The sequence below is a fragment of the Pseudoxanthomonas mexicana genome (assembly GCF_014397415.1).
GTDB lineage: Bacteria > Pseudomonadota > Gammaproteobacteria > Xanthomonadales > Xanthomonadaceae > Pseudoxanthomonas_A > Pseudoxanthomonas_A mexicana.
The window spans coordinates 426978-449804 of sequence record NZ_CP060731.1; the positions used below are offsets into that span (position 1 = coordinate 426978).

Consider the following 22827-nt stretch of genomic DNA (forward strand, 5'->3'; position numbering starts at 1 on the left):
CCACGATCCTTGCCCGATCCTGCCCAGGCGCCTTCCGCGCCATGTCATCCACCCCGGCGCTGCGTAGACTCGTTTCCCTCCCCCGCGTTCGCACCACAGGGACAATCCATGCCCGACAACACGCCCGCCCATGAAGCCTGCCTGCGCGAACTGGCCGGCCTGATTGAACGATCCACCGGCGAAGACGGCCTGCACACCACCACGATTCCCGCGCTGCATTTCTCCCGGCTGAGTGCCCCCATGCCGCTACCGGCGCGCGGCGTGCAGGAAGCCGCCCTGTGCCTGATCGTGCAGGGCGCCAAGCGCGCGATCCTGGCCGACGAGGTCTACGACTACGATGCCAGCCGCTTCGTGGTCGCGTCGGTCGACCTGCCGGTGACCGCCCAGGTCACCCAAGCGGCCCCCGACGCGCCCTACCTGTGCCTGGTGCTGAAGCTTTCCCCGTCCACCATCGCCGAGCTCGTGACCGAGGCCGAATCAGCGAGGGCGCCGCTGCCGCCGCCGTCGCGCGGCCTGTGCCTGGCCCCCAGCAGCGTGGAACTGCTGGAGGCCGCGATCCGCCTGGTGAAGCTGCTCGATGCGCCGCAGGACATCCCATTGCTGGCGCCGCTGGTGGAGCGCGAGATCCTGTACCGCGTGCTGTGCAGCCCGCAGGGCGCGATGTTGCGCCACATCGGCATCGCCGACAGCCAGGGCCAGCGCGTGGCCAAGGCGATCCATTGGTTGCGCCAGCACTATGCGCAGCCCCTGCGGATCGACCACATCGCCCGCGAGGTGCACATGAGCCCCTCGGCCCTGCACCATCATTTCAAGGCGGTCACCGCGATGAGTCCGCTGCAGTACCAGAAGCAGCTGCGCCTGCAGGAAGCGCGTCGCCTCATGCTCAGCGAGGTGATGGACGCCGCCAGCGCCGGCCATCGCGTGGGCTATGAAAGCCCCTCCCAGTTCAGCCGCGAGTACAGCCGCATGTTCGGTGCGCCGCCGCTGCGCGACGTGGAGCGCATGCGCAACCCCGGACAGCATGAGTCCCGCCCTGAACCTTCCGTAAGTCGGCCCGTTGGCGACGTGGCCGCCGGTTTGCGGCCGGGCGCACAATCGCCCTGGTTACCTGCCGAGGAACGCCCATGAAAGCCCCCGCCCTGCTGCTCACCGCCTTCATCGCGCTGGCCGCCGCGCTGCCCGGCCAGGCGAGACCGAAGAACGTCACCGACCCGGACATTCCACGCAGTCTGCCCACCGACGGTGGCGCGGTCAGCGTCCAGTGGACCGATCCCGCACAGTTCAGCGAGATCAAGTTCAGTGGCAACCGCTGGGAGTCCGAACAGGGCACGTGGGTCGTCGACCTGGCGCGATACCTGCGGGATGAAGCCGGCCAGCGCCTGGCGCGCGGCCAGACCATGGACGTCACCATCACCGACATCGACCGCGCGGGCCGGTACGAACCCGTCGTGCGCGCAGCGATGCAGGACATCCGCATCGTCAAGGACATCTACCCACCGCGGATGACGCTGCGTTTCGTCGTGAAGGGCGCTGACGGGCAGGTGCTGGCCGAAGGCGAGCGCAAGCTGGTCGACCATGGTTTCCTGACGGGCACCAACGTCAACAGCAACGACAGCCTGCGCTACGAGAAGCGCCTGATCGACGACTGGCTGCGCCGCGAGTTCAAGGACAATGCCGCGCTGACGGCCACGCCCTGATCGCACGCCCATACCGGCGCCACACCGCGTGACGCCGGCGACGGCCACGTCGCAGAGGGGTGGCGGCGATGCCGCTGCAGGTTGTGATGGGTACGGACCGGCACCATATCGGGGTACCCCCTCCTGCGGAGCACCTTCATGACGGCCTTCGACCTCACCCCGCCGACCGATGCGCAGCGCACGGCGCTGATCGCCGGCCTGAGCGATGACGAGCGCCGGGTGCTGCTGCATCACGGCACCGAGGCGCCGTTCTGCGGCGTGTTCCTGGACAACAAGCAGGACGGCGTCTACACCTGCCGCCTGTGCGGCCTGCCGCTGTTCCGGTCCAGTGCCAAGTTCGACTCCGGCACCGGCTGGCCGAGCTTCTTCCAGCCGGTGGACGAGGCGCACATCGGCCGCATCCGCGACACGAGCTACGGCATGGTCCGCACCGAGATCGTGTGCGCGCGCTGCCACAGCCACCTGGGCCATGTGTTTCCGGACGGGCCGCCCCCGACCGGCGAACGCCACTGCCTGAACTCGGTGTCGCTGGCCTTCACCCCGAACGGTGAGCCGCTGCCCGATCCGCTGCAGCGCGGCGGGGCGGAGTCGCACGCGGCGGGGTGACGATAGCCGCCTGTCACGAGACCGGCACATGGCGACGGTAGCCTGATCGTCACCCCATCGTCGCCAGGCTGTCATGCATGGCCACCCCGCACGATCACCCAGCCTCCTTGCCGGCGTCCGCCGGATGGTCCGCCGCGCTCTGGCTGTACCGGTTCGATGGCGACGGACGCGCCCATCCGTGCGATGCGGCCACCTACGATGCGGGCACGTTGCGGCGGCCTCCCGGCGATGACTGGCACTGGCTGCACCTGGACCTGAGCGATGTCCGCAGTGCGCAGATCGTCGCGCTGCTGGCGCTCCCCGAGGAGGCGCAGGCGACGCTCCTGTCGCCCGACACGCACGTCAATCTGCAGCTCGAAGACACGGTGGCGCACGGCGTGTTCGTCGACTGGGTGCACCAGCGCGGCGTCGATCCGGCGGCCGAAGGCCAGCTGCGCGGCGACGACGGCATCGGCTGGCTGCATTTCGCCATGGCCGGACGCCTGTTGGTCACCGCGCGACGGCAGGCGCTGCGCTCGCTGGAAGCGGCGCGCCGCGCGGTGGTCGCCGGCGCAGCGGCCGATTCTCCGGTGCGTCTGCTGGAGATGGTGGCCGCACGCTTCGCCGACACGGTGGAACGCAGCAGCGACGGACTGTCCGTGCGGCTGGACCGCATCGAGGACCGCGTGCTGGCGGACAGCATCGGCGAGGAGCGCCGCGACCTGGCGCAGCTGCGCCACCAGACCGTGCGCCTGCACCGCCCGCTCACCGCCATGCGGCGCGTACTGAAACCGTTCGAGCAACGTCATGCGGGCGATGCCGACGACGCGCTGCTCGCCGCCATCGCCCGCCTCAACCAGCGGTTCGACGACCTGGACGGCGATGTCGGCACGCTGCAGGAACGCGCGCGCCTGCTGCAGGACGAAGTGGCCGCCAAGCTGGCCGAGCGCACCAACCGCCACCTGTACGTGCTGTCCATGATCACCGCCCTGCTGCTGCCGCCCAGCCTGGTCGCCGGCCTGTTCGGCATGAACCTGCCCGGCCTGCCGTTCGCGCACAGCGCCCATGGGCTGGCGTTCGCGCTGCTGCTGGGCGCCGCCTCGAGCGTCGGGGTCTACCTGCTGTTGCGGCGCATGGGTGTGGCGCGCTCCACCTGAGCCCGATGCGCCGGCGCGCTATCCTAGCGGCCTGATGACGCTCCCCCTCCGTACCGCCACCCGCTACGTCACCCCACTGCGCGAAGGCGGCTCCATGCCCGCCGTCGTGGAAGCCGACGACGAAGGCCTCTACGTGCTCAAGTTCCGTGGCGCTGGCCAGGGCCCGAAGGCGCTGGTGGCCGAAGTGATCGCCGGCGGACTCGCCAAGGCGCTGCAACTGCCGATGCCGGACCTGGCGCTGATGGACCTGGACGCCGAACTCGCGCGCACCGAAGGCGATCCGGAGATCCAGGACCTGATCAAGACCAGCGCCGGACTCAATCTGGCGATGGATTACCTGCCGGGCGCGGTGAACTTCGACCCCGTTGCCGAACAGCCCGATGCGGACCTGGCGTCGCGCATCGTCTGGTTCGATGCCTTCATCAGCAACGTCGACCGCACGGCGCGCAACACCAACCTGCTGATGTGGCACCGCAGGCTCTATCTGATCGACCACGGTGCCGCGCTGTACTTCCACCATGGGTGGGACGGCGAGGTGTCGGGCGCGGACAAGGCGTTCCCGTTGATCCGCGACCACGTGCTGCTGCGCGGAGCTTCGCGGCTGGCGGAGATCGACGGCGGCATGGCGGCCGTGCTGACCGAAGCCACGATCGCCGGCATCGTCGCCGACGTACCCGATGCGTGGCTGCAGGGCCCCGATGGTTTCGGCGATCCGGCGACGCAGCGCGCCGCGTACGTCCGATACCTGGTCCGCCGTGTGGCGCAGCGCGATGCGTTCGTGCAGGAGGCGATACGTGCGCGCGCATGACACCTACGACTACGCCGTGATCCGCGTCGTCCCGCGCGTGGAACGCGAGGAGTTCGTCAACGTCGGCATCATCCTGTCGTGCGAGCGTGCGAAGTTCCTCGAGGCACGCATCGAACTGGACGATGCGCGACTGCTCGCACTCGATCCCACGCTCGACCTGGAATCGCTGCGTCGGCACCTGGATACCATCCCGGCGATCTGCCGCGGCGGCGAAGCGGCCGCACCGATCGGCCTGCTGCCGCCGCGTGCGCGCTTCCACTGGCTCACGGCCAAACGCAGTTCGATCATCCAGACCTCGCCGGTGCACATGGGCCGCTGCGGCGACCTGGCGGCCACGCTGGAGCACCTGATGGACCGCATGGTGCGACCGCCGAAGGCCACCCTGCCGCGATGAGCGTCTACGTGGACGACGCGGTCACGCTGTGGCGTGGCCGGCGCTGGGCCCACCTGATGGCCGACACGCTGGACGAACTGCACGCGATGGCGGAACGGCTGCGCGTGCCGCGGCGCGCGTTCCAGGACAAGCGCAGCGGCGCGCATTATGACCTGACCGAGGAACTGCGCGAGCAGGCGTTGCGGCTCGGCGCCGTTGCCATTTCCCGCCATCGCGACCGCGATCAGGTCCGCGCCATCATCCGCATCGCCCGCTTGCAGTGGAGCGGACACGCGGCAGAATCCTGATGCCGTAGAGCCGAGCTTGCTCGGCTCCTTGGTCTTTCAATCTCCTGTGGTGGAGCCGGAGAGCAGCGCAGCAAGCTCCGCTCTACGGGGCACTCAGAGCTGTTGCGCCTTGCCGCTGCGGATCGCCTCATCCAGCAGGCGATCGACGTCGCGCCGCAGCCTGTCGGTCGCCGCCATCTGCTTGCGCGCCAACGCCTCCTGCTGCCGCGCGAGGGGCTCCTGCTGGCGGGCGAGCACCTCCTGCTGCCGGGCCAAGGCCTCCTGTTCGTCCTGCAGCGCCTTCATGCGGCGGTCGTTGGCGGCCTCGCGAGTGTCGGCGCCACGCAGGGCGGCGGCGGCCTGATCCTGCGCGATCTCCGCCATCTTCACGCCCAGCTCGCCTTGTCTCGAGCCCAGCTCGCCCTGGCGTTCGCCGAGCGCACCCTGCTGTTCGCCGAGCTTGCCCTGCTGCTCACCCAGCGCATGGACCGGCGCATGCGCGTCTTTCATCCGCTGCACCGTGGCGGCATCGCGCACCACGTACTGCTTGCCGTTCTTCCGCACCCACAGCACCGGGGCATTGCCCTGCTGCAAGAGCTGGGCGGTGCGGATGTCGTCACTGTGGCCCGCCATCGTCACGTCGTCGCCTTCGATCAGCACGTAGGCATCACCGCCGCGCGTATCACTGATGCTGAGGGTGCCCCGCATGCGGAGCGTGGGCGGCGGCGGTGCCGGCGGCGCGATGGTCGGCGCTGCGGGGGGAGCGGGCGGCGCCGGAGGGGCCGGCATGTCGCGCGCGTCGGCGACCACGACGGCGCGGGGCGCGGCAAGCGGCGACGGCGCCACGGTGGGCGTGGCCGGTGGCGCGACCACGATCGGCGCCACCGGTGCGGCAGGCGCGGGAGGCGCGGCCGGCGTGCCGCTGGCGATCACGCGGTACGGCACCACGCCCAGCAGCACGATGCCGATGGTCAGGGCCAGCGCGCCGGCGCGCAGGGGGGAAGCGGTGTGCTGCAGCATCAGCAGTCTCCTCTTGAGGATGCGGAACGTGGGGGACGCGCCGGCGAGTGCCGGCGACGGTGCGGTGGAAACGCCCAGCTTCACCAGCAGGCGTCCGTAGTCGTGGGGGGCGTGCTGTTCGTCCTGCAGCACGGCGGCATCGCAGGCGACTTCGCGGGCGAAGGCGTATTCGCGGGCGGCCAGGTGCGCGACCGGATGGAAGAAGAACAGGTGCTGCGCGAGCGCCGGCATCCACGCCCACCAGAGGTCGCGGCGCTGCAGGTGCGCCAGTTCGTGGTGCAGGGCCATGCGCAGGTCGTCGTCGCCCATCGTGGCGAGGGAGGAGGCCGGCAGCATCAGCACCGGACGCCAGGGCCGGGCCAGCATCGGCGAGTCGATCGCGTCGCTGACCCGCAGCTCTGGGGCCGCGACGACGCCGAGCCGCTGCGCCAGCGCGCGGTAAAGCGCCTGCACGCGGCGGTCGCGACAGGGACGCGCGTGCCGCACCAGTCCATGCAGGCGCCAGGCGTGGCGCAGCGTGTTCGCCAGCATCACCGCGACGCCCGCCAGCCAGGCGACGAGCAGCAGGACGCCGGTGTCGAGCTGCGATGCCTGCGTCGCCGGCACCGGTCCGGCCGCCATCGCGGGCACTGCGTATGTCGCTGGCTCGGCAGCCATCGCCAGCACGACCGGCGCGGCGACGGGCTCGGCCGGCAGCAGGGGCAGCGCCACCGGTGCGTACCAGACCAGGCCGACCACCATCTGCGAGGCGACCAGCCACCACAGCCAGGCCCGGGTGCGTGCATGCAGTCGCGGCAGATAGCGACACAGCACCCACACCAGGGCGGCGAGCAACAACGCCTGCAGCCCGACGGCGAGCAGCCGCGACAGCAGGCCATCGGCCAGTGCGACGAGATCCATGTCAGCCCTCCTTCCGCTTGGACTGCAGGTTGGCGACCAGCGCTTCCAGTTCGGCCAGTTCGTCGTCGCTGACCTCGGTACGCTGGGACATCCACGCCACGAACGGCGACAGCGAGCCCTGCAGGGTCTTCTCCACGAAGCTGCCGACCGCGCTGCGCATGACGTCGTCGGACTGGGCCGCCGCCGCGTAACGGTACACGCCGTCGACCTGGCGTCGCCGCAGGTACGCCTTGGCCCGCAGCCGCTCCATCATGGTCAGCACGGTGGAGCGGGCCAGCCCGCGCGGTTCGCCGAAGGCAGCGGCGACTTCACCGACGCTGGCCTCGCCGTGTTCGGACAGATGCTGCAGCAGCGCCAGTTCCTGGTCGCCGATGGACTTGCGGGCCTTGCCGGGCATGGGATCGCCTCGTGACTACAGTTGTCGTCAACTTGCCCGTGACGACAGCTGTAGTCAACCCTGCCGAAGGTCATTGCCCGGGCAGGTGCCGACGAACGGTCGTCCCTCAAGAAACGGATGACCGGGCCGATCCTGAGGAAACCCTACCCTGCGCCCATGTCGCCATGCTCATCATCGTCGGCTTCATCATCGTCACCCTGAGCGTGATCGGCGGCTACCTGGGCTCGCACGGCAAGCTCGGCGCCCTGTGGCAGCCGTTCGAACTGGTCATCATCGGCGGCGCCGCGCTGGGCGCGTTCATGGCCAGCAACCCCACCAAGGTGGTCAAGGGCACGCTGACCGCCACGCTGTCGGTGTTCAAGGGCGCCAAGTACAAGTCGTCCGATTACCTGGACGTGCTGACACTGATCCACGAGATGCTCAACAAGGCGCGTCGCGACGGCTTCATGTCGCTGGAAGAGCACATCGAGAACCCGACCAACAGCCCGCTGTTCCAGAAGTACCCCAAGATCCTTGGCGACCACCACCTGCTCGACTTCCTGACCGAATGCCTGCGCCTGATGGTGGGCAGCAACATCGAGCCGCACGAACTGGAGCCGCTGCTCGAGCTGGAGCTGGAAAAGCACCACCACGAGGCGATGGCGCCGGCGCACGCACTGCAGAAGGTGTCCGACGGCCTGCCCGGCTTCGGCATCGTGGCCGCGGTGCTCGGCATCATCGTGACGATGGGCTCGATCGGCGGCGACATCGCCGCGGTCGGTGCGCACGTCGCCGCCGCGCTGGTCGGCACCTTCCTCGGCATCCTGCTGGCCTACGGCTTCGTCTCGCCGCTGGCCGCGGCCATCGAGGCGCAGGTGGAGCAGGACAGCCGCATGTACGAATCGGTGAAGACCGCGCTGCTGGCCTGTCTGCGCGGCTACAACCCGGCGGTGGCGCTGGAGTTCGCGCGCAAGACGCTGCCCTCGGACGTGCGTCCGCCGTTCGCCGAGTTCGAAGCGCACCTGAAGGCCAACAAGTAAGCCACGGCGATGAGCGAACAGCGCCCCACCATCATCGTCCGCCGGGTCAAGAAGGTCGCCGGCGGCGGCCATCACGGCGGCTCGTGGAAGGTCGCCTACGCGGACTTCGTCACCGCGATGATGGCGTTCTTCCTGGTGATGTGGCTGATGGGCGCCACCACCAACAAGGAACGCGCGGCGATCTCGGAGTATTTCCGCAATCCCAGCCCGCTGAGCGGCAAGAGCTTCTCGCCCGCGCCCGGTCCCGCCGGCCCCGGCGGCGCCAGCACGTCGATGATCAAGCTCGGCGGCACCATGGACATGCCCAAGGGCGAGAGCGACAACCCCTTCGCCAAGCCGCCCGGCGATGCGCAGCAGGCGTCCGAGGCGCAGCGCAAGGCGGAGGAAAAGCAGCGCCTGGAATCGCTGATGCAGGCGCTGGAGGAAGCCATCGGCAAGAGCCAGGCGCTGGAACCGTTCAAGGACCAGCTGTTGCTGGATCTGACGCCGGAAGGCCTGCGCATCCAGATCGTCGACAAACAGAACCGGCCGATGTTCGACCTGGGCGGGACCGTGCTGAAGCCGTACACGCAGGCGATCCTCGCGGAGCTGGCGACCTTCATCAACCAGGTGCCGAACCACATAAGCATCACCGGCCACACCGACACCACCCAATACGCCTCCAGCCGCGACTACACCAACTGGGAACTCAGCGCCGGACGCGCCAACGCCGCGCGGCGTGCGCTGGTGGCCGGTGGCATGCACGAGGACAAGGTGTCGCGCGTCGTCGGCCTGTCGTCGTCGGTGCTGTTCGACAAGCAGAACCCGCAGAATCCGATCAACCGCCGCATCAGCATCGTGGTGATGACCAAGGCGGCCGAGGACGCATTGCAGGGCGAAGGCCGACTGCTGTCGCCGGGTGCGCCTTTGCCGGATGCCGACACCGCGATGCCGCAGGCGCCCGTGCAGGCGGTCGCCTCATCCGCCCCGATCGCCAGCGCGCCCGACCCCGGCCATCCGTGAGGCAGGCCCTTTCAGCTCGATCGTGTTGCCGTCGGGATCCTGGAAGTACAGCGACAATCCGTCGCCTTCCGCGCCGAAGTTGATGTCCGCCGGCCCCACCGGTGCGATGCCGAAACGCGCCAGATGCACCCGGAGCGCCGTTTCGTCGAAAGGATCGATGCGCAGGCACAGGTGGTCGACATTGCGCCCTTCCACGCCCGCCGGCGCCCCGCCCCGCGCACCCAGTTTTCCCGCCACGTCGACGAGATCGATCATGGAAGCGCCCGCACGCAGGTGCGCCAGGCCCAGGTGTTCTCGCTGGCGCTCGATGTGGCAACCCAGCACTTCGCCGTAGAAGCGGATGCTGCGTGCGAGGTCGCGCACGCGCAGGACGAGGTGGTCGATACGCTGGACGTCGAAGGGCGGGATCATCGCGGGTCTCCAGGACAGTCTTCACAGCGACGAACGATCCGCCCCGGTTTCGACACGGATGCGGTTCACTCCACTTCGATATCGAAGTGCATCACATCCTCGCGCGTGCCCAGCTTGGTATACAGGGCCACCGCAGGGTCGTCGCCGTAATCCGCCTGCACGAACACGACCCAGGCGCCCCGCGCGGCGGCGATCCGGCGCAATTCCGCTATCAGCGCGGTGGCGATGCCGCGGCGGCGGTGCGTCTCCGCCACCGCCAGGTCGTACAGATAGACCTCGCTGCGCGCACGTTCGAACTTCGGCAGCACATAGGCGGCCAGTCCGCCGACCACCACCCCGCCCTGCAGCGCCGCCACCGCGATGAAGGTATCGCTGTCGAGAAGGCGGGCGAGGTACGCGTCATCCGGCTGTGCCGCCGTGTAGGTCGGCACGTCCTCGAAGGCCCGGCCGAACATCCGCAGCATGTCCCGCATGAGGCCGATGTCGGACGGCCCCAAGGGGCGCGGTATGGTTTCCGGATCAGGTATCGCCATCGGTGCTGTCCTGCTGCTGCGGCGAAGGGGAGCGGGCCAGCGAACGCAGCACCTGCTCGGACACCGTGCGCAGATGCAGGTCCTGCTGCGGGAAGGGGATCTCGATGCCGGCCTCCGTCAGGGCGGCGTACAGCCGGGCCATCAGGTCGCTGCGGGTCGTGCCCCAGTCGTCGAAGCGGCGCGTCCACGCGCGGATGGCGAAGTCCAGCGAGCTGGCGCCGAACCCGGTGAACAGCACCGCCGGAGCCGGATCGTCGGCGATGCCCGGTGTGATACGCGTGGTCTCCTGCAGCAGTTGCATCACCCGCGTCACGTCGGAGCCGTAGGCCACGCCCAGGTCCACGTCGACGCGGCGGTTCTGGTCGACCAGCGTCCAGTTGGTCACCTTGTCCGACAGCAGCATGCCGTTGGGCACCACCACGTCGGCGCCGTCGTAGCTACGCACCGTGGTGGCGCGCATGCCGATGGTGCGGATGCGGCCGGCGGTGCCGCCGATGTCCACCGCATCGCCTGGCTTGACGGGCCGCTCGAACATCAGGATCAGGCCGGAGACGAAGTTGCGCACCACGTCCTGCAGGCCCAGGCCGATACCCACGCCCAGTGCGCCGAACATGAAGGCCAGTTGCCCGATCTTGAAGCCCGCCGCCGACAGCGCCGCCAGCAGGCCGACCAGCAGCAGCACGTAGTAGCTCAACGACGCCACGCTGTTGTCCACGCCGCGCGGCAGCGACATGCGCGGCAGCACTTCCTCGCGCAGCAGCGCACGCAGGGTCCGCGCGACCCACACCGCCAGCACCACGCCGATGGAGAACACCAGCACGTGGCCCAGGCTGATGGACAGCTCGCCGTACTCGAAGCGATGCGTGACGATGGCCTTGGCCGTGTCGTACACCGGCCGGAAGATACGGAAGCGGGTCATCGTGTAGGCGATCCAGCCGATCACCGCCGCCACGCGCGCCCAGCGCGCGAGCGTGTCGAGCAGGTTGCCGCCATGCCGGCGCATCAGCCACAGCCGGCGCACCTCGGGGCGCGCACCCAGCCGGCGCAACAGGGCTTCCAGCACCGTCACCGCCGCATACAGGACCAGCGCGAAGTAGCCGCTCTCGATGATGCCGGCCGTCAGCATTTCCGCCAGCGACACGTTGCCCAGCACGTTCGCGACGATCGCCACCGACAGGATGACGACGCCGCCCCAGGCCAGGCCATGCACGAGTTGCCCGGCGCGGCCAGCCACGCCGGCGTAGCGCTCGCCGCGCGAGCGCCACAGCAGCCAGCCGGTCGCGGCCAGCGCCAGCAGGGAGAGCGCCAGGTAGTACAGCCGGTAGAGGTAGTCGCTGGCCATCAGCAGGACCGCCAGGTGCTGCAGCAGGTAGAACGCGGTCGCCAGGTAGGGCCACGGCCCAAGCAGGCGACGGCCTTGCTGCGGCATCAGCCGCAACACCGGCACCAGGGCGACCAGCATCGCCAGCTGGTGCAGGAACAGCGGCGCGTTCGGCTCGAACACCAGCACGCCGATCATGGACAGCAGCAACCATGTGGAGAACGGACGTCCGACCACGCGCGACTCGGCCTCCGTCGCCAGCACCGCGGTCGGATCGAGGCGGCGGCGCCGGTGCCGCCACGCAATCCACAGCAGCACCGGCAGCAACAACAGCTGCAGCACATGCAACAGCCGCTGATTGCCGACATCCGCCGCGGCGTACTGGGCGACGAAGCTGTTCTCCTGCTGGACCTCACGCTTCAGGCTGTCCGCCACGTCCTGCCGCAGGACCGTGCGGTCCTGCACGCGCCACAATGGCGGAGCATCCAGGCGGAACAGGCGCCGGTCGGCGTAGGCGATGGCATCGTCCACCGCCTGCTGGCCGGCCTGGATGCGCGCGGCGAGCAGGTTGGCGCGTTGCCCCAGGCGGATCTGCCCGGCCAGCGGGGTGGACAGCGCCTGCTCGGCCGCCTGCAGCCGCGCGGAGACGCCCTCCACGCGCGAGCGCAGCGCATCCGGCGTGCCGTCCGCCGCCATGCCCTGCCGGGTGAGTTCCCAGTCGGCGCGGCGCAGCGCCAGTTCCGCCGCATCCTGCGCATACGGCGCCACCGAAGCCTGCATGTCGCCGCGCCAGCGCGCGTACTGGCGCGCGTCGAACTTCCAGTGGCGCTCCATGCTCTCCAGGCGCAGCACCGGCAGCGTGCGCAGTTCCCCGTAGGCGAACAGGCCGTTCTTCTCCGCCACCGATTTCTCGATGGCCGCCAGCCGCGGCACCAAGCGGCCGAGCGGATCGGCGCGCGCCGCGCGCAGCGACACTTCCTCCGCGTAGCGCTCGTCGGCATCGGCGCGGCCGGGGATGTCGGCCAGCGTGATCGCTTCGGGCGCCTTCGGCTTGGAGGGCGACAGCAGCGTGGTGACGTCCTGCGCCTTTGCGGCATTCGCCACCGACAGCACCAGGCAGGCAAGGCAGGCCAGCAGCACGCGCATGACGGGCGATCTCGGAACGGGGCGACGACGCGAGTCTAGCGTGTGCGTGGCCGTAGCGACGCGATCAGAACGCGTCGCTGCCCGGCCGGATCTCCACGCCCATCACCGCCGCCAGCTGCTGCATGCCGTCGTCGTCGCGGCGCAGCGCCATCCAGCCGGCGTAGGCATCGCCGCCGGTATTCCAGTTCCACAGCGTATAACCGTGTTCGCGCAGGCGGTCGTAGGCGGTGGCCATCAGGGCGGGCACATCGGTGCCGTCGAGGAAGTCCTCGTCGCTGGGGTCGCCGCCCCAGTCGATCTCGATGGCATAGCGCGTCGCCAGCTGGTTGACGCAGTCGATGAAGGTCTCGGTGTCCTTCCAGTCCACGTAGAAGCCGGATGTCCAGTCGATGGCGTCCTTCAACGTCCACAGCACCTGGTCGGGCTCGGTGCCCGCTTCGCCGGTGGCGTCGCGATAGGCGGCGAACTGGCGCAGCGCCGTCTCCTCGTCACCCGGATTGATCAGGACCAGCAGATTCCACACCAGCGCCTCGGTGTCGTCCAGGTCCATGTCGTCTTCGTCGTCGAAGGCGTGGCGGAAGTTGTCGTCGGGATCGAACTCGTGGTCGGGCAGTGTCATGGGCGTGGGCGATCGGACAGCGTCAAGGCTGGCTGAATATTAAGGCCATGTGATGCATCCGCGCGTGAGGGCGGCGCGTACGTGTTGCCGCAGTTCCGACACCTCACCCGACCACCCAGGAGATACCGATGAATCGCACCGTCCTTTCCGTTGCGCTGCTGGCCGCCTTCACCGCCGCCGCATGCTCGCCGAAGACCGCCGACGCCGAAGCCGGCGCGGCCCCCATGCCGGTGGCTGAAGCCAGCGACCCGGCCCCGGCCGAAGCCACCACGCCCGCCGTCGAGCAGAAGGACGTGGTGGACACCGCCATCGCTTCGCCCGACCACACCACGCTGGTCAGTGCGGTGCAGGCTGCGGGCCTGGTGGACACGCTGAAGGGCGCGGGCCCGTTCACCGTGTTCGCGCCCGTCAACGCCGCCTTCGACGCGCTGCCGGCCGGCACGGTGGATACGCTGCTCAAGCCGGAGAGCAAGGCCGACCTGACCGCGGTACTGACTTACCACGTGGTGCCCGGCAACGTCGACGCCGCCACGCTGACCCAGCAGATCCAGGCCAGCGGCGGCACCGCCACGCTGAAGACGGTGCAGGGCGGCGAACTGAAGGCGCAGGTGACCGACGGCGGCGTGACGCTGACCGATGCCAAGGGCAACGTGGCCAAGGTGACCACGGCCGACCTGAAGGCCAGCAATGGCGTGATCCATGTGGTCGACAAGGTGCTGATGCCGTAATTCCTCGACGGCAGCACACGCCGGGGCGGTCGTGGTGGGCCGCCCCAGCGTTCTTTGTTTCCGCCCGCGCGGCGGTCTATCGTGGCGGTGCCGGCGCGCTTGGCCGCATGCCGGGGAGGCCGCGCCATGTTCAATCCGCATCCCCAGGTCCAGTACCTGCCCCTTGACGGACAGGCCGCCTGCGTCGTCATCGACGATGCCCTGCTGGCACCGGAACGGCTGCCTGCGTTCGCGCAGGCGTACCGGGAGGATTTCCAGGCGGCACCGCCGGCCGTGTTCCCCGGCCTGCAGCTGCGGATGCCGGAGGAATTCACCGCCCTGCTGCACGATGTCTTCCGCGATCACGCCAGACGCGCGTTGGGGGCCCGCCGTGTGCTGCGCAGCGCCAGCCGCCTGGCGCTGCTGACATCCCCGGCAGCGGCGCTGGCACCCACGCACTGGATTCCGCGGCGCGAGCGTACCTTCACGTCGGAGCAGTGCATCGCGGTGGCGGAGTTGTTCCTGTTCCACGACACCACCCTCGGTGGCACGCATTTCTTCGCCCCGCGCGTGTCGGCACAGGTGCTCGAGCAGTTGGAACACGATGCGGACGCGTTGTCGCCGGACGCGTTCTCCCAACGCCATGCCATCGCCGCAGACTTTCCGCATGCGAGCAGCGCGTATTTCGCCCACATGCGCACGGTGCCGGCACGCTGGAACAGGCTGCTCATCCACGACGGCGCGGCCTTCCACGCGCCGGCCATCGCCGACCCCTCCCGGCTGGCAACCGATCCGCGCCAGGGAAGGCTGACGCTGCAGGCCGTCCTGGTGTGCAGCCGCAACCGCGTGGCGTGGTGAACGGCGCGCTTCGGGTATCCTGTCGCCTTTCCGCCCGCACGATGCACGACCATGTCTGATACCCCTCCCGACCGCCTGGCCTCCGATCCCCGCAGCCCCTTCCATGACGCCCAGGCGATGGACCGTGGCGTGGGCATCCGCTTCAACGGCGTGGAGCGCGACAACGTGGAGGAGTACTGCATCAGCGAGGGCTGGGTGCGCGTACCGGTCGGCAAGTCCAAGGATCGCCGCGGCAACCCGATGACGATGAAGATCAAGGGCACCGTGGAGGCCTGGTACCGCTCGCCCGCCGCCGAGTGAGCGCGTCGCCGCGCCTGCCGCGGCCGTGGCGCCGTCCATCACGAGGGCGTGGCACAATCCCGGCCTGCACGGCTCGCCGGGAGGGCGCATGAAGTTCCTGTTGCTGATCTATACCGACGACACGCTGCTCGAAGCGCTGCCTGCCGGTGCGTTCGACCAGATGATGCACGGCTGCATCACCCACGCCGACGAACTGAAGGCGCAGGGCACGCTGCTCGAATCGCAGCAACTCGAGCATGGGAGCACCGCACGCACTGTGCGTGTTCGCGACGGCAAGACACAGGTCGTCGATGGCCCGTTCGCCGAGACCAAGGAGATCCTGGGCGGCTACAACCTGATCGAGGCCGACAGCCTGGACGAGGCGGTGAAGATCGCGCAGGAGTTCCCGTGGATCGGCACCGGCAGCATCGAGGTGCGGCCGGTGCGCGATTTCGACGCGGTACGCAGGCGCGTGGGCGCCTGAGCGCGCGTCATTTGGCGGCCGCGCCGCCGAGGTGGCGCGACAGGAACCCCAGCAGCCGGTTGTAGTACGCACGGCGGTTTTCTTCGGCGTAGAAGCCATGCCCCTCGGTGCGCACGTACAGCGCTTCCACCGGCACGCCCGCCGCCTTCAATGCCTTTTCCATCCTCTCGGTGTGCGCCTGCGGGGCGATCTCGTCCTTTCCGCCCGCGGCCAGGAAGACCGGCACACGGATCTTCGTCGCCAATGACGTGGGCGAGATATCGGCCAGCGCCGCGCGCTCGTCGCCCACCCAGTCGTCCATGTAGTTGCCGAGCCACTTGGCATGGCGCGATTTCTGCCGGTGCATCAGCTCCAGGTCGTACACGCCCACGTAGCCGGCCGCGCAGCGATACAGCGCCGGCTCCTTCGCCACGCCCATCAGTGCCGCATAGCCGCCATAGCTGGCGCCGTACAGGCAGATGCGCTGCGGGTCGGCGATCTTCTGCTCTATCGCCCAGCGCGTGGCATCGGTGAGGTCGTCCTGCATCGCACCGCCCCATTCGCGTGCACCGGCCTGCATGTGCGCGCGCCCGTAGTTGCCCGAGCCGCGGAAATTGAGCCGGAGCACGGCGTAGCCGGCGCGCGCCAGCATCTGCGCCTCGTCGTCGATCTCCCAGCGATCGAAGATGCCGATCGGTCCGCCATGCGGCATCACCACCAACGGCAGCGGACCGCGGCTGCCGCGGGGGCGCGTCAGGTACCCATGGAGCGGCAGGCCATCGCGCGCCTTCAACGCGACCGATTCGCTGGGCGCCAGCGTGGCCGGATCCAACCAGCTGCGCCGGCTGAAGATCAGGTCGGCCGCGTTGGTTTCGGTGTTGAACAGGTAGAAGTCGCCCGGACTGGTGTCGTTCCAGATGTGCACGACCTTCAGCCTGCCGTCCCGCGTGCCCGAGGTGATCAGGACCGAATGACCCGGAAATGACCGCTCGAGCTTGCGGTAGAGGCGCGCCGTCTCCGATGTTTCGTCGAAGAACACCGTGCGCAGCCTGTCGTGCATGAAGAAGCTGCCCACCGGCGTGCGACCGCCCGGGGCGCGGATGATCCGGTAGGGATCGACCACCGCATCGCGGAGTACCTGCGTGCGCTCGCCGGTCACCGTATCCAGCGCCACGATCGCGTCCGGCCCGTCGCGCTGCTCGACCTGCAGGTAGGCCGTGCGGCCGTCGGGCGCAAAGCCCCTCGGCACTTCGACACGCTGCGTCGTGTTCTCGTCGTTGATCAGCGTCCAGGGAGCGTCGCTGGTGGCGCGGTGATAGAGCTTGCTGGCATTGTCCTCGCCCGCACCCAGCGCGAAGCGGACCTCACCCGTCGCATCCACGACGAAGTCGGCGCGGCGGATGGGGGCCGTCGCCACGGTGTCGAGCTTGCCGTTGTACGCGTCCAGGGTCATCAGCCGCGTGTTCGGCATCGAGGTGTCGAGCGCGTACATGCTGATCAGCACCTTGCGCGGATCGTCCGGCATCGGGTCGACCAGCTCGGCCGCGCGCGGCAGCGGGTCGTTGCCATCCAGCCCATAGCGCCCGAAGATCTGCCGGCGCACCGAGCCGTCCACGTTCGTCGCATACAGTTCGCCGGTCGCATAGGGCTGGTCGCGTGAACCGTATTTCTTCGCCACCGACACGACGACGCGATCGTCGCTGACCCACCAGACATCGTCAATGATGCTGTCGGCGCCGGCGCTGATCTTCGCGGTGATCTGACGGTCGCTGCGCCGCTGCACGGCGAGGATGGTCTGGTCCTCCAGCGGCACGGTCAGGGCGTAGTACTCGCCGGTCGGCGAGATCTTCAGCGTTTCCAGCACGTCCTGCTTCAGGAACGGCTCCAGATCCACCTGGGCCTGCGCCAGCGGCGCCAGCAGGCATCCCAGCAGAATGCCCGCACTCCGTGTTCCCCACCCCATGGATGCCTCCTTGGCATCGCTGTCCCCGCGTGGATTAAACCGCAGGGCGACGGGACGCGACAAGCGAAGGATCAGCGCGCGAGTGCGGCGGGATCCCGCTGCGGTTCCACCGGCAGCGCGGGGAGGATCGGCTGGAGTTCCTGCAACCGCTGCTGGCCACCGCGCAGCCACGCCTGCCCGTGTTCGCTGTGCAAATGGTCGCGCCCGATCCGGTCGATGGCGGCGGTATCGCCCTGCTTCGCTGCCTGCAGCAGCTGTTCGACCATGTTCGCCGGCGATGCCGCTACCGGCGTGGGTCCGATCTCGACCGGATGCCAGCGCAGGCTTTCGGTCATCGCCGCATTGCGGGGCTGGGCATCGAGGCAGTCGATCCTGCACAACGCTGGTGGCGCCAGCTCTTCCTGCCTGCCGCGGACTCCCCCCTTGTCGTACACGGAGGTGCGGTAGAAGAACTGGTGGTCCTCGGACCGATGGATGACGTTCCGCGCCGGATCGGTGGGTTCCTCGCGCTTCTGCAGGAAGGGCGGATCGCTCAGCGCGTTGAGGTAGTCGATCATCAGGTTGCCGCTGCGGATGGACAGCCCGTCCAGCGCGTAGCTTCCGCCGATGTCGCTGTGCGCACCCGCGACGGTGACGTTGAGAAAGCGCCCGCCATCGGTCACGCCGGGATCCAGCACGCGCGTGGACTGGAACAGGTTGCGTCGCTCGTCTTCGGCGGTGATCTGGAATCCCGACACCACCGAGGGCGGCAGCCGGCGATCATGGTTGCGCGGCTCACCGGTACCCACCGGATCGAACAGGCCGACGGCCTGGATGACGGTGCCGGGTTCGCGCAGGGGCGGGCGCGTGAACTCGAGCCGCTCGATGAAGCCGTTTCGATCCCGGACCACCTTCATGCCCGCGGGATCCTGGATGCCCCGCTCTTCGATCAGGCGGGTGAAGCCGGCGGCCTGCTCGGCACCTCGACTGAAGCCGATGGCGGCGATGCGGATGTCGGCGTTGGGGTTCTCCTGCAGCCATTTGGCAGCCTTATGGGTGAACTGGAGATACATCTCCTCCATCCTGGCTTCGTAAGTGCCGCCACGTATCGCATCCGAAAGCCCGGGCAACCCGCCTTGGGTTCCGGGCCCTTCGACATACCCCGTTGCGATCTGCGAAGCCTCGCCTCGCTTGTGGAGCGCCTCAACCTGCTCGCGGATCCTCGCTACATTCGTGAGGTTCTCAGGAGCATCCTTATGCAAACTGTTACCGGTTCCATCGAATGCCGCGACGAATAGTCGCTCCCGAGTCCGGTCCCCATCCACCAGGACAGGAGCCTGAAATGCCGCGAGTTGCGCCCGCGCCTGCGTGTAGGTCGCCAGGTCTTCCGGCGTTGCCGGGTAGGTTTCCACGCCATCCGGATGTCGATCGCCGCCCATCTTCACGCTCCTTGTGCGTCTTCCCGCTAGTAGGTCTTGCTCCACGCCAGAATCAGGTCATCCCGGAAGCGGCTGTACTCGTTTCCTGGGATCTGCGGGACCCGGGTAGGCACGAACGCCTTCATGTAGACGTTGATCGTCCTGTCGTTCACTTCCAGAATGATGCCGGGGTCGCCGATGTCGCCATCCACGGCTCCATTGGGCACATGATGAAGGACGCGCTGGTCCCGGAATATGCTTGCAATGTCAACGGAAGCCGAATGCTTCACACCATCCTTCGACTTCCACACCACTTGGGCTGGTTCTGGGAAATTACCGACCGAGAGATAGCTCGCATCCAGGTTCGCAGGGTACTTCTCGCCGAGCGAGGCTGAAGACAGCTGGAGCACATCGTCTGGCTCGGAGATGTGCATGAACCCGTTGTAGGTCACCCGGCAGCCATAGGTCGAGTAGCAGAACGCACCGAAGTTATGCCGCACGAACGTCAATGGTTCGCTATTCGTTGAGTTTCCCCCCCCCGAGGGCACGTGCCCGGATTCCTGCGTCATCGCCATGCCTTGGCACCCTGTGGTTACGACCATCGATACGATCATCCCTGCGAAAGCGGAGCGAACGCCATTCCTGCCGGCAGGCGCTGGTCTTCGGATCATCGCGAGGCCTCCTGCCAGAAACAGCCTTATCTGTACGACACGGTGCCACGCGACGCAAGCCGCGACGCGCTAATGTGAGCAACGCCGCGCACTGCATTCATTTACTTCAAAGCCCCACCGGCTGCATCAGTCGGTAGACGGTCTGGCCTCATCCATGTGCACGACCTCCCACAGGTGGCCATCGAGATCCTCGAAGCCGCGCTGGTACATGAAACCGTAATCCTTGGCTTCCATCGGCTCACGACCGCCGGCCGACAGTGCCTTGGCGACCATCGCATCCACCTCGCTGCGGCTGGCGACCGACAGGCACAGCAGCACCTCGGTATGCGTCCGCGCATCGCATAGCGACTTGCGGGTAAAGCCCAGGAAGAACGGCTCCACCAGCAGCATCACGTAGATGCTGTCGCTGATGACCAGGCAGGCGGCTTCGTCGTTGGTGAAGCTCGGATTGGTCGCGTAGCCGAGCGCGTTGAAGAAGGCCTTGGACGCCGACAGGTCGCGTACCGGCAGGTTCACGAAGATCTGGGTGCTCATGCGCTGCGCCTCACTGCGGGTTGCGGGCGTGGAGGTCGGCTGCCAGACGCGCTTCCTGCTCGCGCAGTTCGGGCGTCAGCGCGTCGCCGAAGTCGTCGGCTTCGAACACCGGGCGCAGTTCGATCTCCGCACCGCCATCGAACGGCGCGCGCTTGATCCATTCGATGGCTTCGTCGAGATTGCGGACCTGCCACAACCAGAAACCCGCCACCAGTTCCTTGGTTTCGCCGAACGGCCCATCGATCACCGTGCGCTGTCTGCCGTCGAACCGCACGCGTGCGCCACGCGAACTAGGATGCAGGCCCTCGCCAGCCAACAGGATGCCGGCCTTCACCAGCGCTTCGTTGAACCTGCCCATCTCGGTGAGCAGTTCGGTGCCCGGCATCTCGCCGGCTTCGGATGCGGGGCTGGCCTTCACCAGGACCATGACTTTCATGCGGGTTCTCCGTCGCGCGTTGCGCCGGGCGATCCGGCGCTTTCAGGGAGACGACGAACGGAAGGGGCGGCGATCGACACGCCGATCCCGCGCCTAGGGCAGGCGCAGCGGCAGGTCGCGGCGCGCCTGCGCCTCGTTGCCGCTGTGGTCGCGGGCGGTGATGCGCAGCAGGTAGTCGCCGGGCGCAAGCGACGCGGGCTGCCACGCGCCTTCGGCCCAGGCGCCGTCGCGCACGGTGTTGGTGACGCTGTAGCGGAACCGGGTGACGGCGCTGCCGTGCACGGTGATGCCGCTGCCCGGCGCGTAGGCCACCTGCACGGCATCGTCGGAAGGCAGGCGCTGGAAATCGATGGTCATGCGCGGCGTTTCGAAGCCGGGTACCGGTGTGCCGTCGGGGTGCAGCAGTTGGTAGCCCAATGCATGCAGACCCAGGCGCCTGCGCGGCAGGTTGCGGTCCACCTGGTCCCACGCATCCACCACGATGCGGATGCCCTGCAGGTCGCGCGGCACCACGATGCGGCCGTCCTGCTTCGCATCGATGGGCTGGTCCAGCGTATCGAACAGCGCCACTTCGTCGATCCGCGGCGGATAGACATCGGTGAAACCGGCGAAGCCCAACGCGATCGCATTGCGCTCGTAGCCGGGCGGGCCGAGGGACAGGTGCACGTGGGCCATGCGGTTCACCGTGCCCAGTGCATCTCCCACGGAAAAGCGGGTGCCGCGGCGCACGCGGATGCGGGAAGGATCGCCGCTGAGGTCATGCAGCAGCTGGAAGCGCGCAGGATCGAGCAGGTCGCCGCGGGGCGTACGCCCCACCTTCATGTGGATGTAGGCCAATGCGCCGACGGCCAGCCCTTCGCCCAGGCCATCGAATCCCCATGCAGCCGAGGGGCTGCTCACCTTGCCATCGGCGATGGCCAGCACGGTGGCACCCACATCGCCACGGATGTCGAGCCCGCCGTGCAGGTGGTGGCGGCTCTCGCCCTGGTAGTCGCCGCGCACTTCGCCCAGCGTCCCCACGACTTCGTGCCATCCGTCCTGCGGCGCGAGCGGCCAGCGGCCCCCGGTGTCGGGCAGAGGATCGTCCGGCGCGGGACCGACCGGCGTGACGGCGGCCGCCGCAGCCGCCGTCATCGGTGCGATGCGATGCACGCGATGGCTGCCCGCGTCGGTGAAATGCACATCGCCGGCGGCGTCGACGGCCAGTCCTGCGGTCCGCGAGAACCGCTGCCCCGGCAGATGGCCGGCCAGCGCCCGCCAGCGTCCATCGCGCATCACCTGCATCACGCGGCCGGTGGACAGCTCGCCGACGTACAGGTGGCCATCGTGGGTGAGCGCCAGCGCCAGCGGGCGGCGCGGCCCGGCCTGCGTGTCCAGATCGGGCTGCAGCGGAAGCGTGCTGACGCCGCCCTTCGGCCCGATGCGCCGGATCGCGTCGTTGCGCAGGTCGGCCACCCACGCGACCCCTGTCGCATCCACCGCCACGGCGGTGGGCGTATCGAAGCGCGCCTGATCGCCGGTGCCGTCCTGGAAGCCAGGGCCGTCGCCACCGGCCAGCGTGCTCACCTGACCCTCGCGGCTGATCACGCGGATGCGGTCGTTGTAGGTGTCGGCCACGTAGACCCGGCCGGCGCCGTCCACGGCCACGCCGATGGGTCCATTGAACAGGGCCTGCCGCGCCGGCCCGTCGCGGAAGCCGGGGCCGCCTCCCCCGGCGAGCGTGGTCACCACGCCCTGCGACGTGACCTTGCGGATGGCATGGTTGCCGGTGTCGGCGACATACAGGTTGCCGTCGCCGTCCAGCGCCAGCGCCGAGGGCGTATGGAAGGCGGCCGTCGCGCCCGTGCCATCGGCGAATCCCTCGCGTCCGCCCGCCAGGGTCGACACGGTACCGTCGGGCGCGATGCGGCGGATCCGGTTGTTGTCGCCCGCGTCGGCGACATAGCGCGTCCCGTCGGCCGCCACCACGATGCCCCAGGGGTCGTCGAACCGTGCCGCCGCGCCGGTCCCGTCCCGGAGCCCGCGCATGCCATCGCCCGCCACCAGCGACAGCTGCCCGGACCATCCGAACGGGGTGGCTGGCGGCCCGGATTCGGGCACGGGGACGGGGAAACGGGGGGTGACCAGGAAGGTCGCGGCGAGCGCGACGGTGGTCAGCACCACCACCGCCCAGGCCCAGGCAGTACGACTCATCACTTCAATGCAGCGGATCGGGACGCCGCATCATGGATGACGGGCGACGCG

The 22827-nt window shown here is 68.8% G+C and carries 24 protein-coding genes and 1 pseudogene; 13 read left to right on the forward strand and 12 right to left on the reverse strand.

From position 1 onward, the window contains the following. Positions 1–108 precede the first annotated feature (108 nt). The 7 genes from IAE60_RS02090 to IAE60_RS02120 all read left to right on the forward strand — a co-directional run bounded on the left by IAE60_RS02090 (position 109) and on the right by IAE60_RS02120 (position 4928). Entirely contained in the window at positions 109–1128 is a 1020-nt protein-coding gene (locus tag IAE60_RS02090) for an AraC family transcriptional regulator (protein WP_187573677.1), read from the forward strand. Continuing rightward, positions 1125–1697, forward strand: a complete 573-nt coding sequence (locus tag IAE60_RS02095; protein WP_187573678.1) for a DUF3016 domain-containing protein — start codon at positions 1125–1127, stop codon at positions 1695–1697. Before IAE60_RS02090 ends, IAE60_RS02095 begins: the two co-directional genes overlap by 4 nt. A 138-nt stretch (positions 1698–1835) precedes the next feature. Beyond that, the gene (msrB, locus tag IAE60_RS02100) at positions 1836–2303 is read left to right on the forward strand and encodes a peptide-methionine (R)-S-oxide reductase MsrB (RefSeq protein WP_187573679.1); all 468 of its coding nucleotides are present in this window, start codon (positions 1836–1838) and stop codon (positions 2301–2303) included. Between the two features lie 77 nt (positions 2304–2380). Next, positions 2381–3439, forward strand: a complete 1059-nt coding sequence (locus IAE60_RS02105) for a CorA family divalent cation transporter (protein WP_187573680.1) — start codon at positions 2381–2383, stop codon at positions 3437–3439. A gap of 34 nt (positions 3440–3473) precedes the next feature. Then, positions 3474–4247 (forward strand): HipA family kinase, encoded by a 774-nt coding sequence (locus IAE60_RS02110; protein ID WP_187573681.1) that lies wholly within the window; start codon positions 3474–3476, stop codon positions 4245–4247. Further along, positions 4234–4641, forward strand: a complete 408-nt coding sequence (locus tag IAE60_RS02115; protein WP_187573682.1) for a DUF3037 domain-containing protein — start codon at positions 4234–4236, stop codon at positions 4639–4641. The genes IAE60_RS02110 and IAE60_RS02115 overlap by 14 nt, the downstream gene beginning before the upstream one ends. Next, the gene (locus IAE60_RS02120; RefSeq protein WP_187573683.1) at positions 4638–4928 is read left to right on the forward strand and encodes a DUF4031 domain-containing protein; all 291 of its coding nucleotides are present in this window, start codon (positions 4638–4640) and stop codon (positions 4926–4928) included. Before IAE60_RS02115 ends, IAE60_RS02120 begins: the two co-directional genes overlap by 4 nt. 93 nt (positions 4929–5021) lie before the next feature. Here the strand turns inward: IAE60_RS02120 and IAE60_RS02125 are convergent, their stop codons facing one another. Further along, on the reverse strand, positions 5022–6827 hold the full coding sequence (locus IAE60_RS02125; protein WP_187573684.1) for a M56 family metallopeptidase: 1806 nt from the start codon (positions 6825–6827) through the stop codon (positions 5022–5024). 1 nt (position 6828) lies between these two features. After that, the gene (locus IAE60_RS02130; RefSeq protein WP_187573685.1) at positions 6829–7224 is read right to left on the reverse strand and encodes a BlaI/MecI/CopY family transcriptional regulator; all 396 of its coding nucleotides are present in this window, start codon (positions 7222–7224) and stop codon (positions 6829–6831) included. 164 nt (positions 7225–7388) lie between these two features. Here IAE60_RS02130 and motA point away from each other — a divergent pair, with 164 nt between their 5' ends. Together motA and motB are read left to right on the forward strand one after the other, a co-directional pair. Continuing rightward, positions 7389–8243, forward strand: coding sequence for a flagellar motor stator protein MotA (motA, locus tag IAE60_RS02135; RefSeq protein ID WP_187573686.1), 855 nt, complete (start codon positions 7389–7391; stop codon positions 8241–8243). Between the two features lie 9 nt (positions 8244–8252). Further along, positions 8253–9177: pseudogene (motB, locus tag IAE60_RS02140) on the forward strand (flagellar motor protein MotB); the annotation flags it as partial. A gap of 23 nt (positions 9178–9200) precedes the next feature. Here motB and IAE60_RS18700 read toward each other — a convergent pair. From IAE60_RS18700 to IAE60_RS02155, 4 genes are all read right to left on the reverse strand, one after another. Then, a complete protein-coding gene (locus tag IAE60_RS18700) occupies positions 9201–9656 on the reverse strand; it encodes a VOC family protein (RefSeq protein WP_244966636.1) in 456 nt (151 codons plus the stop codon). A 65-nt stretch (positions 9657–9721) separates the two neighbouring features. Next, positions 9722–10189 (reverse strand): AAC(3)-I family aminoglycoside N-acetyltransferase, encoded by a 468-nt coding sequence (locus IAE60_RS02145; protein WP_187573687.1) that lies wholly within the window; start codon positions 10187–10189, stop codon positions 9722–9724. Beyond that, positions 10176–12656: a mechanosensitive ion channel family protein gene (locus IAE60_RS02150; RefSeq protein WP_187573688.1), complete on the reverse strand. Its 2481-nt coding sequence runs from the start codon at positions 12654–12656 to the stop codon at positions 10176–10178. The genes IAE60_RS02145 and IAE60_RS02150 overlap by 14 nt, the downstream gene beginning before the upstream one ends. Positions 12657–12720: 64 nt before the next feature. Then, entirely contained in the window at positions 12721–13269 is a 549-nt protein-coding gene (locus IAE60_RS02155) for a DUF6630 family protein (RefSeq protein WP_187574634.1), read from the reverse strand. 230 nt (positions 13270–13499) lie between these two features. Between IAE60_RS02155 and IAE60_RS02160 the strand changes: the two genes are divergently transcribed. The 4 genes from IAE60_RS02160 (at position 13500) to IAE60_RS02175 (ending at position 15603) form a co-directional block, all read left to right on the forward strand. After that, positions 13500–14003 carry a fasciclin domain-containing protein gene (locus IAE60_RS02160; RefSeq protein ID WP_221893595.1) on the forward strand — a complete coding sequence of 168 codons (504 nt, stop codon included), beginning with the start codon at positions 13500–13502 and terminating at the stop codon, positions 14001–14003. Positions 14004–14129: 126 nt separating this feature from the next. Beyond that, positions 14130–14840, forward strand: a complete 711-nt coding sequence (locus IAE60_RS02165) for a DUF6445 family protein (protein ID WP_187573689.1) — start codon at positions 14130–14132, stop codon at positions 14838–14840. Positions 14841–14891: 51 nt separating this feature from the next. Beyond that, positions 14892–15140 carry a DUF3297 family protein gene (locus tag IAE60_RS02170; RefSeq protein ID WP_162108327.1) on the forward strand — a complete coding sequence of 83 codons (249 nt, stop codon included), beginning with the start codon at positions 14892–14894 and terminating at the stop codon, positions 15138–15140. Positions 15141–15228: 88 nt separating this feature from the next. Beyond that, positions 15229–15603: a YciI family protein gene (locus tag IAE60_RS02175; protein ID WP_187573690.1), complete on the forward strand. Its 375-nt coding sequence runs from the start codon at positions 15229–15231 to the stop codon at positions 15601–15603. A gap of 7 nt (positions 15604–15610) precedes the next feature. Here IAE60_RS02175 and IAE60_RS02180 read toward each other — a convergent pair whose 3' ends face one another. The 6 genes from IAE60_RS02180 to IAE60_RS02205 form a co-directional block, all read right to left on the reverse strand. Continuing rightward, positions 15611–17545: an alpha/beta hydrolase family protein gene (locus IAE60_RS02180; protein ID WP_187573691.1), complete on the reverse strand. Its 1935-nt coding sequence runs from the start codon at positions 17543–17545 to the stop codon at positions 15611–15613. 71 nt (positions 17546–17616) lie between these two features. Continuing rightward, positions 17617–18963: a phospholipase effector Tle1 domain-containing protein gene (locus IAE60_RS02185; RefSeq protein ID WP_244966693.1), complete on the reverse strand. Its 1347-nt coding sequence runs from the start codon at positions 18961–18963 to the stop codon at positions 17617–17619. A gap of 26 nt (positions 18964–18989) precedes the next feature. After that, on the reverse strand, positions 18990–19517 hold the full coding sequence (locus tag IAE60_RS02190; RefSeq protein ID WP_244966637.1) for a hypothetical protein: 528 nt from the start codon (positions 19515–19517) through the stop codon (positions 18990–18992). 222 nt (positions 19518–19739) lie between these two features. Next, positions 19740–20147, reverse strand: a complete 408-nt coding sequence (locus IAE60_RS02195; protein WP_187573693.1) for a VOC family protein — start codon at positions 20145–20147, stop codon at positions 19740–19742. Between the two features lie 10 nt (positions 20148–20157). Further along, positions 20158–20583, reverse strand: a complete 426-nt coding sequence (locus tag IAE60_RS02200) for a YciI family protein (RefSeq protein WP_187573694.1) — start codon at positions 20581–20583, stop codon at positions 20158–20160. Between the two features lie 93 nt (positions 20584–20676). Further along, entirely contained in the window at positions 20677–22776 is a 2100-nt protein-coding gene (locus tag IAE60_RS02205) for a gluconolaconase (protein ID WP_185894453.1), read from the reverse strand. Between the last annotated feature and the right edge of the window lie 51 nt (positions 22777–22827).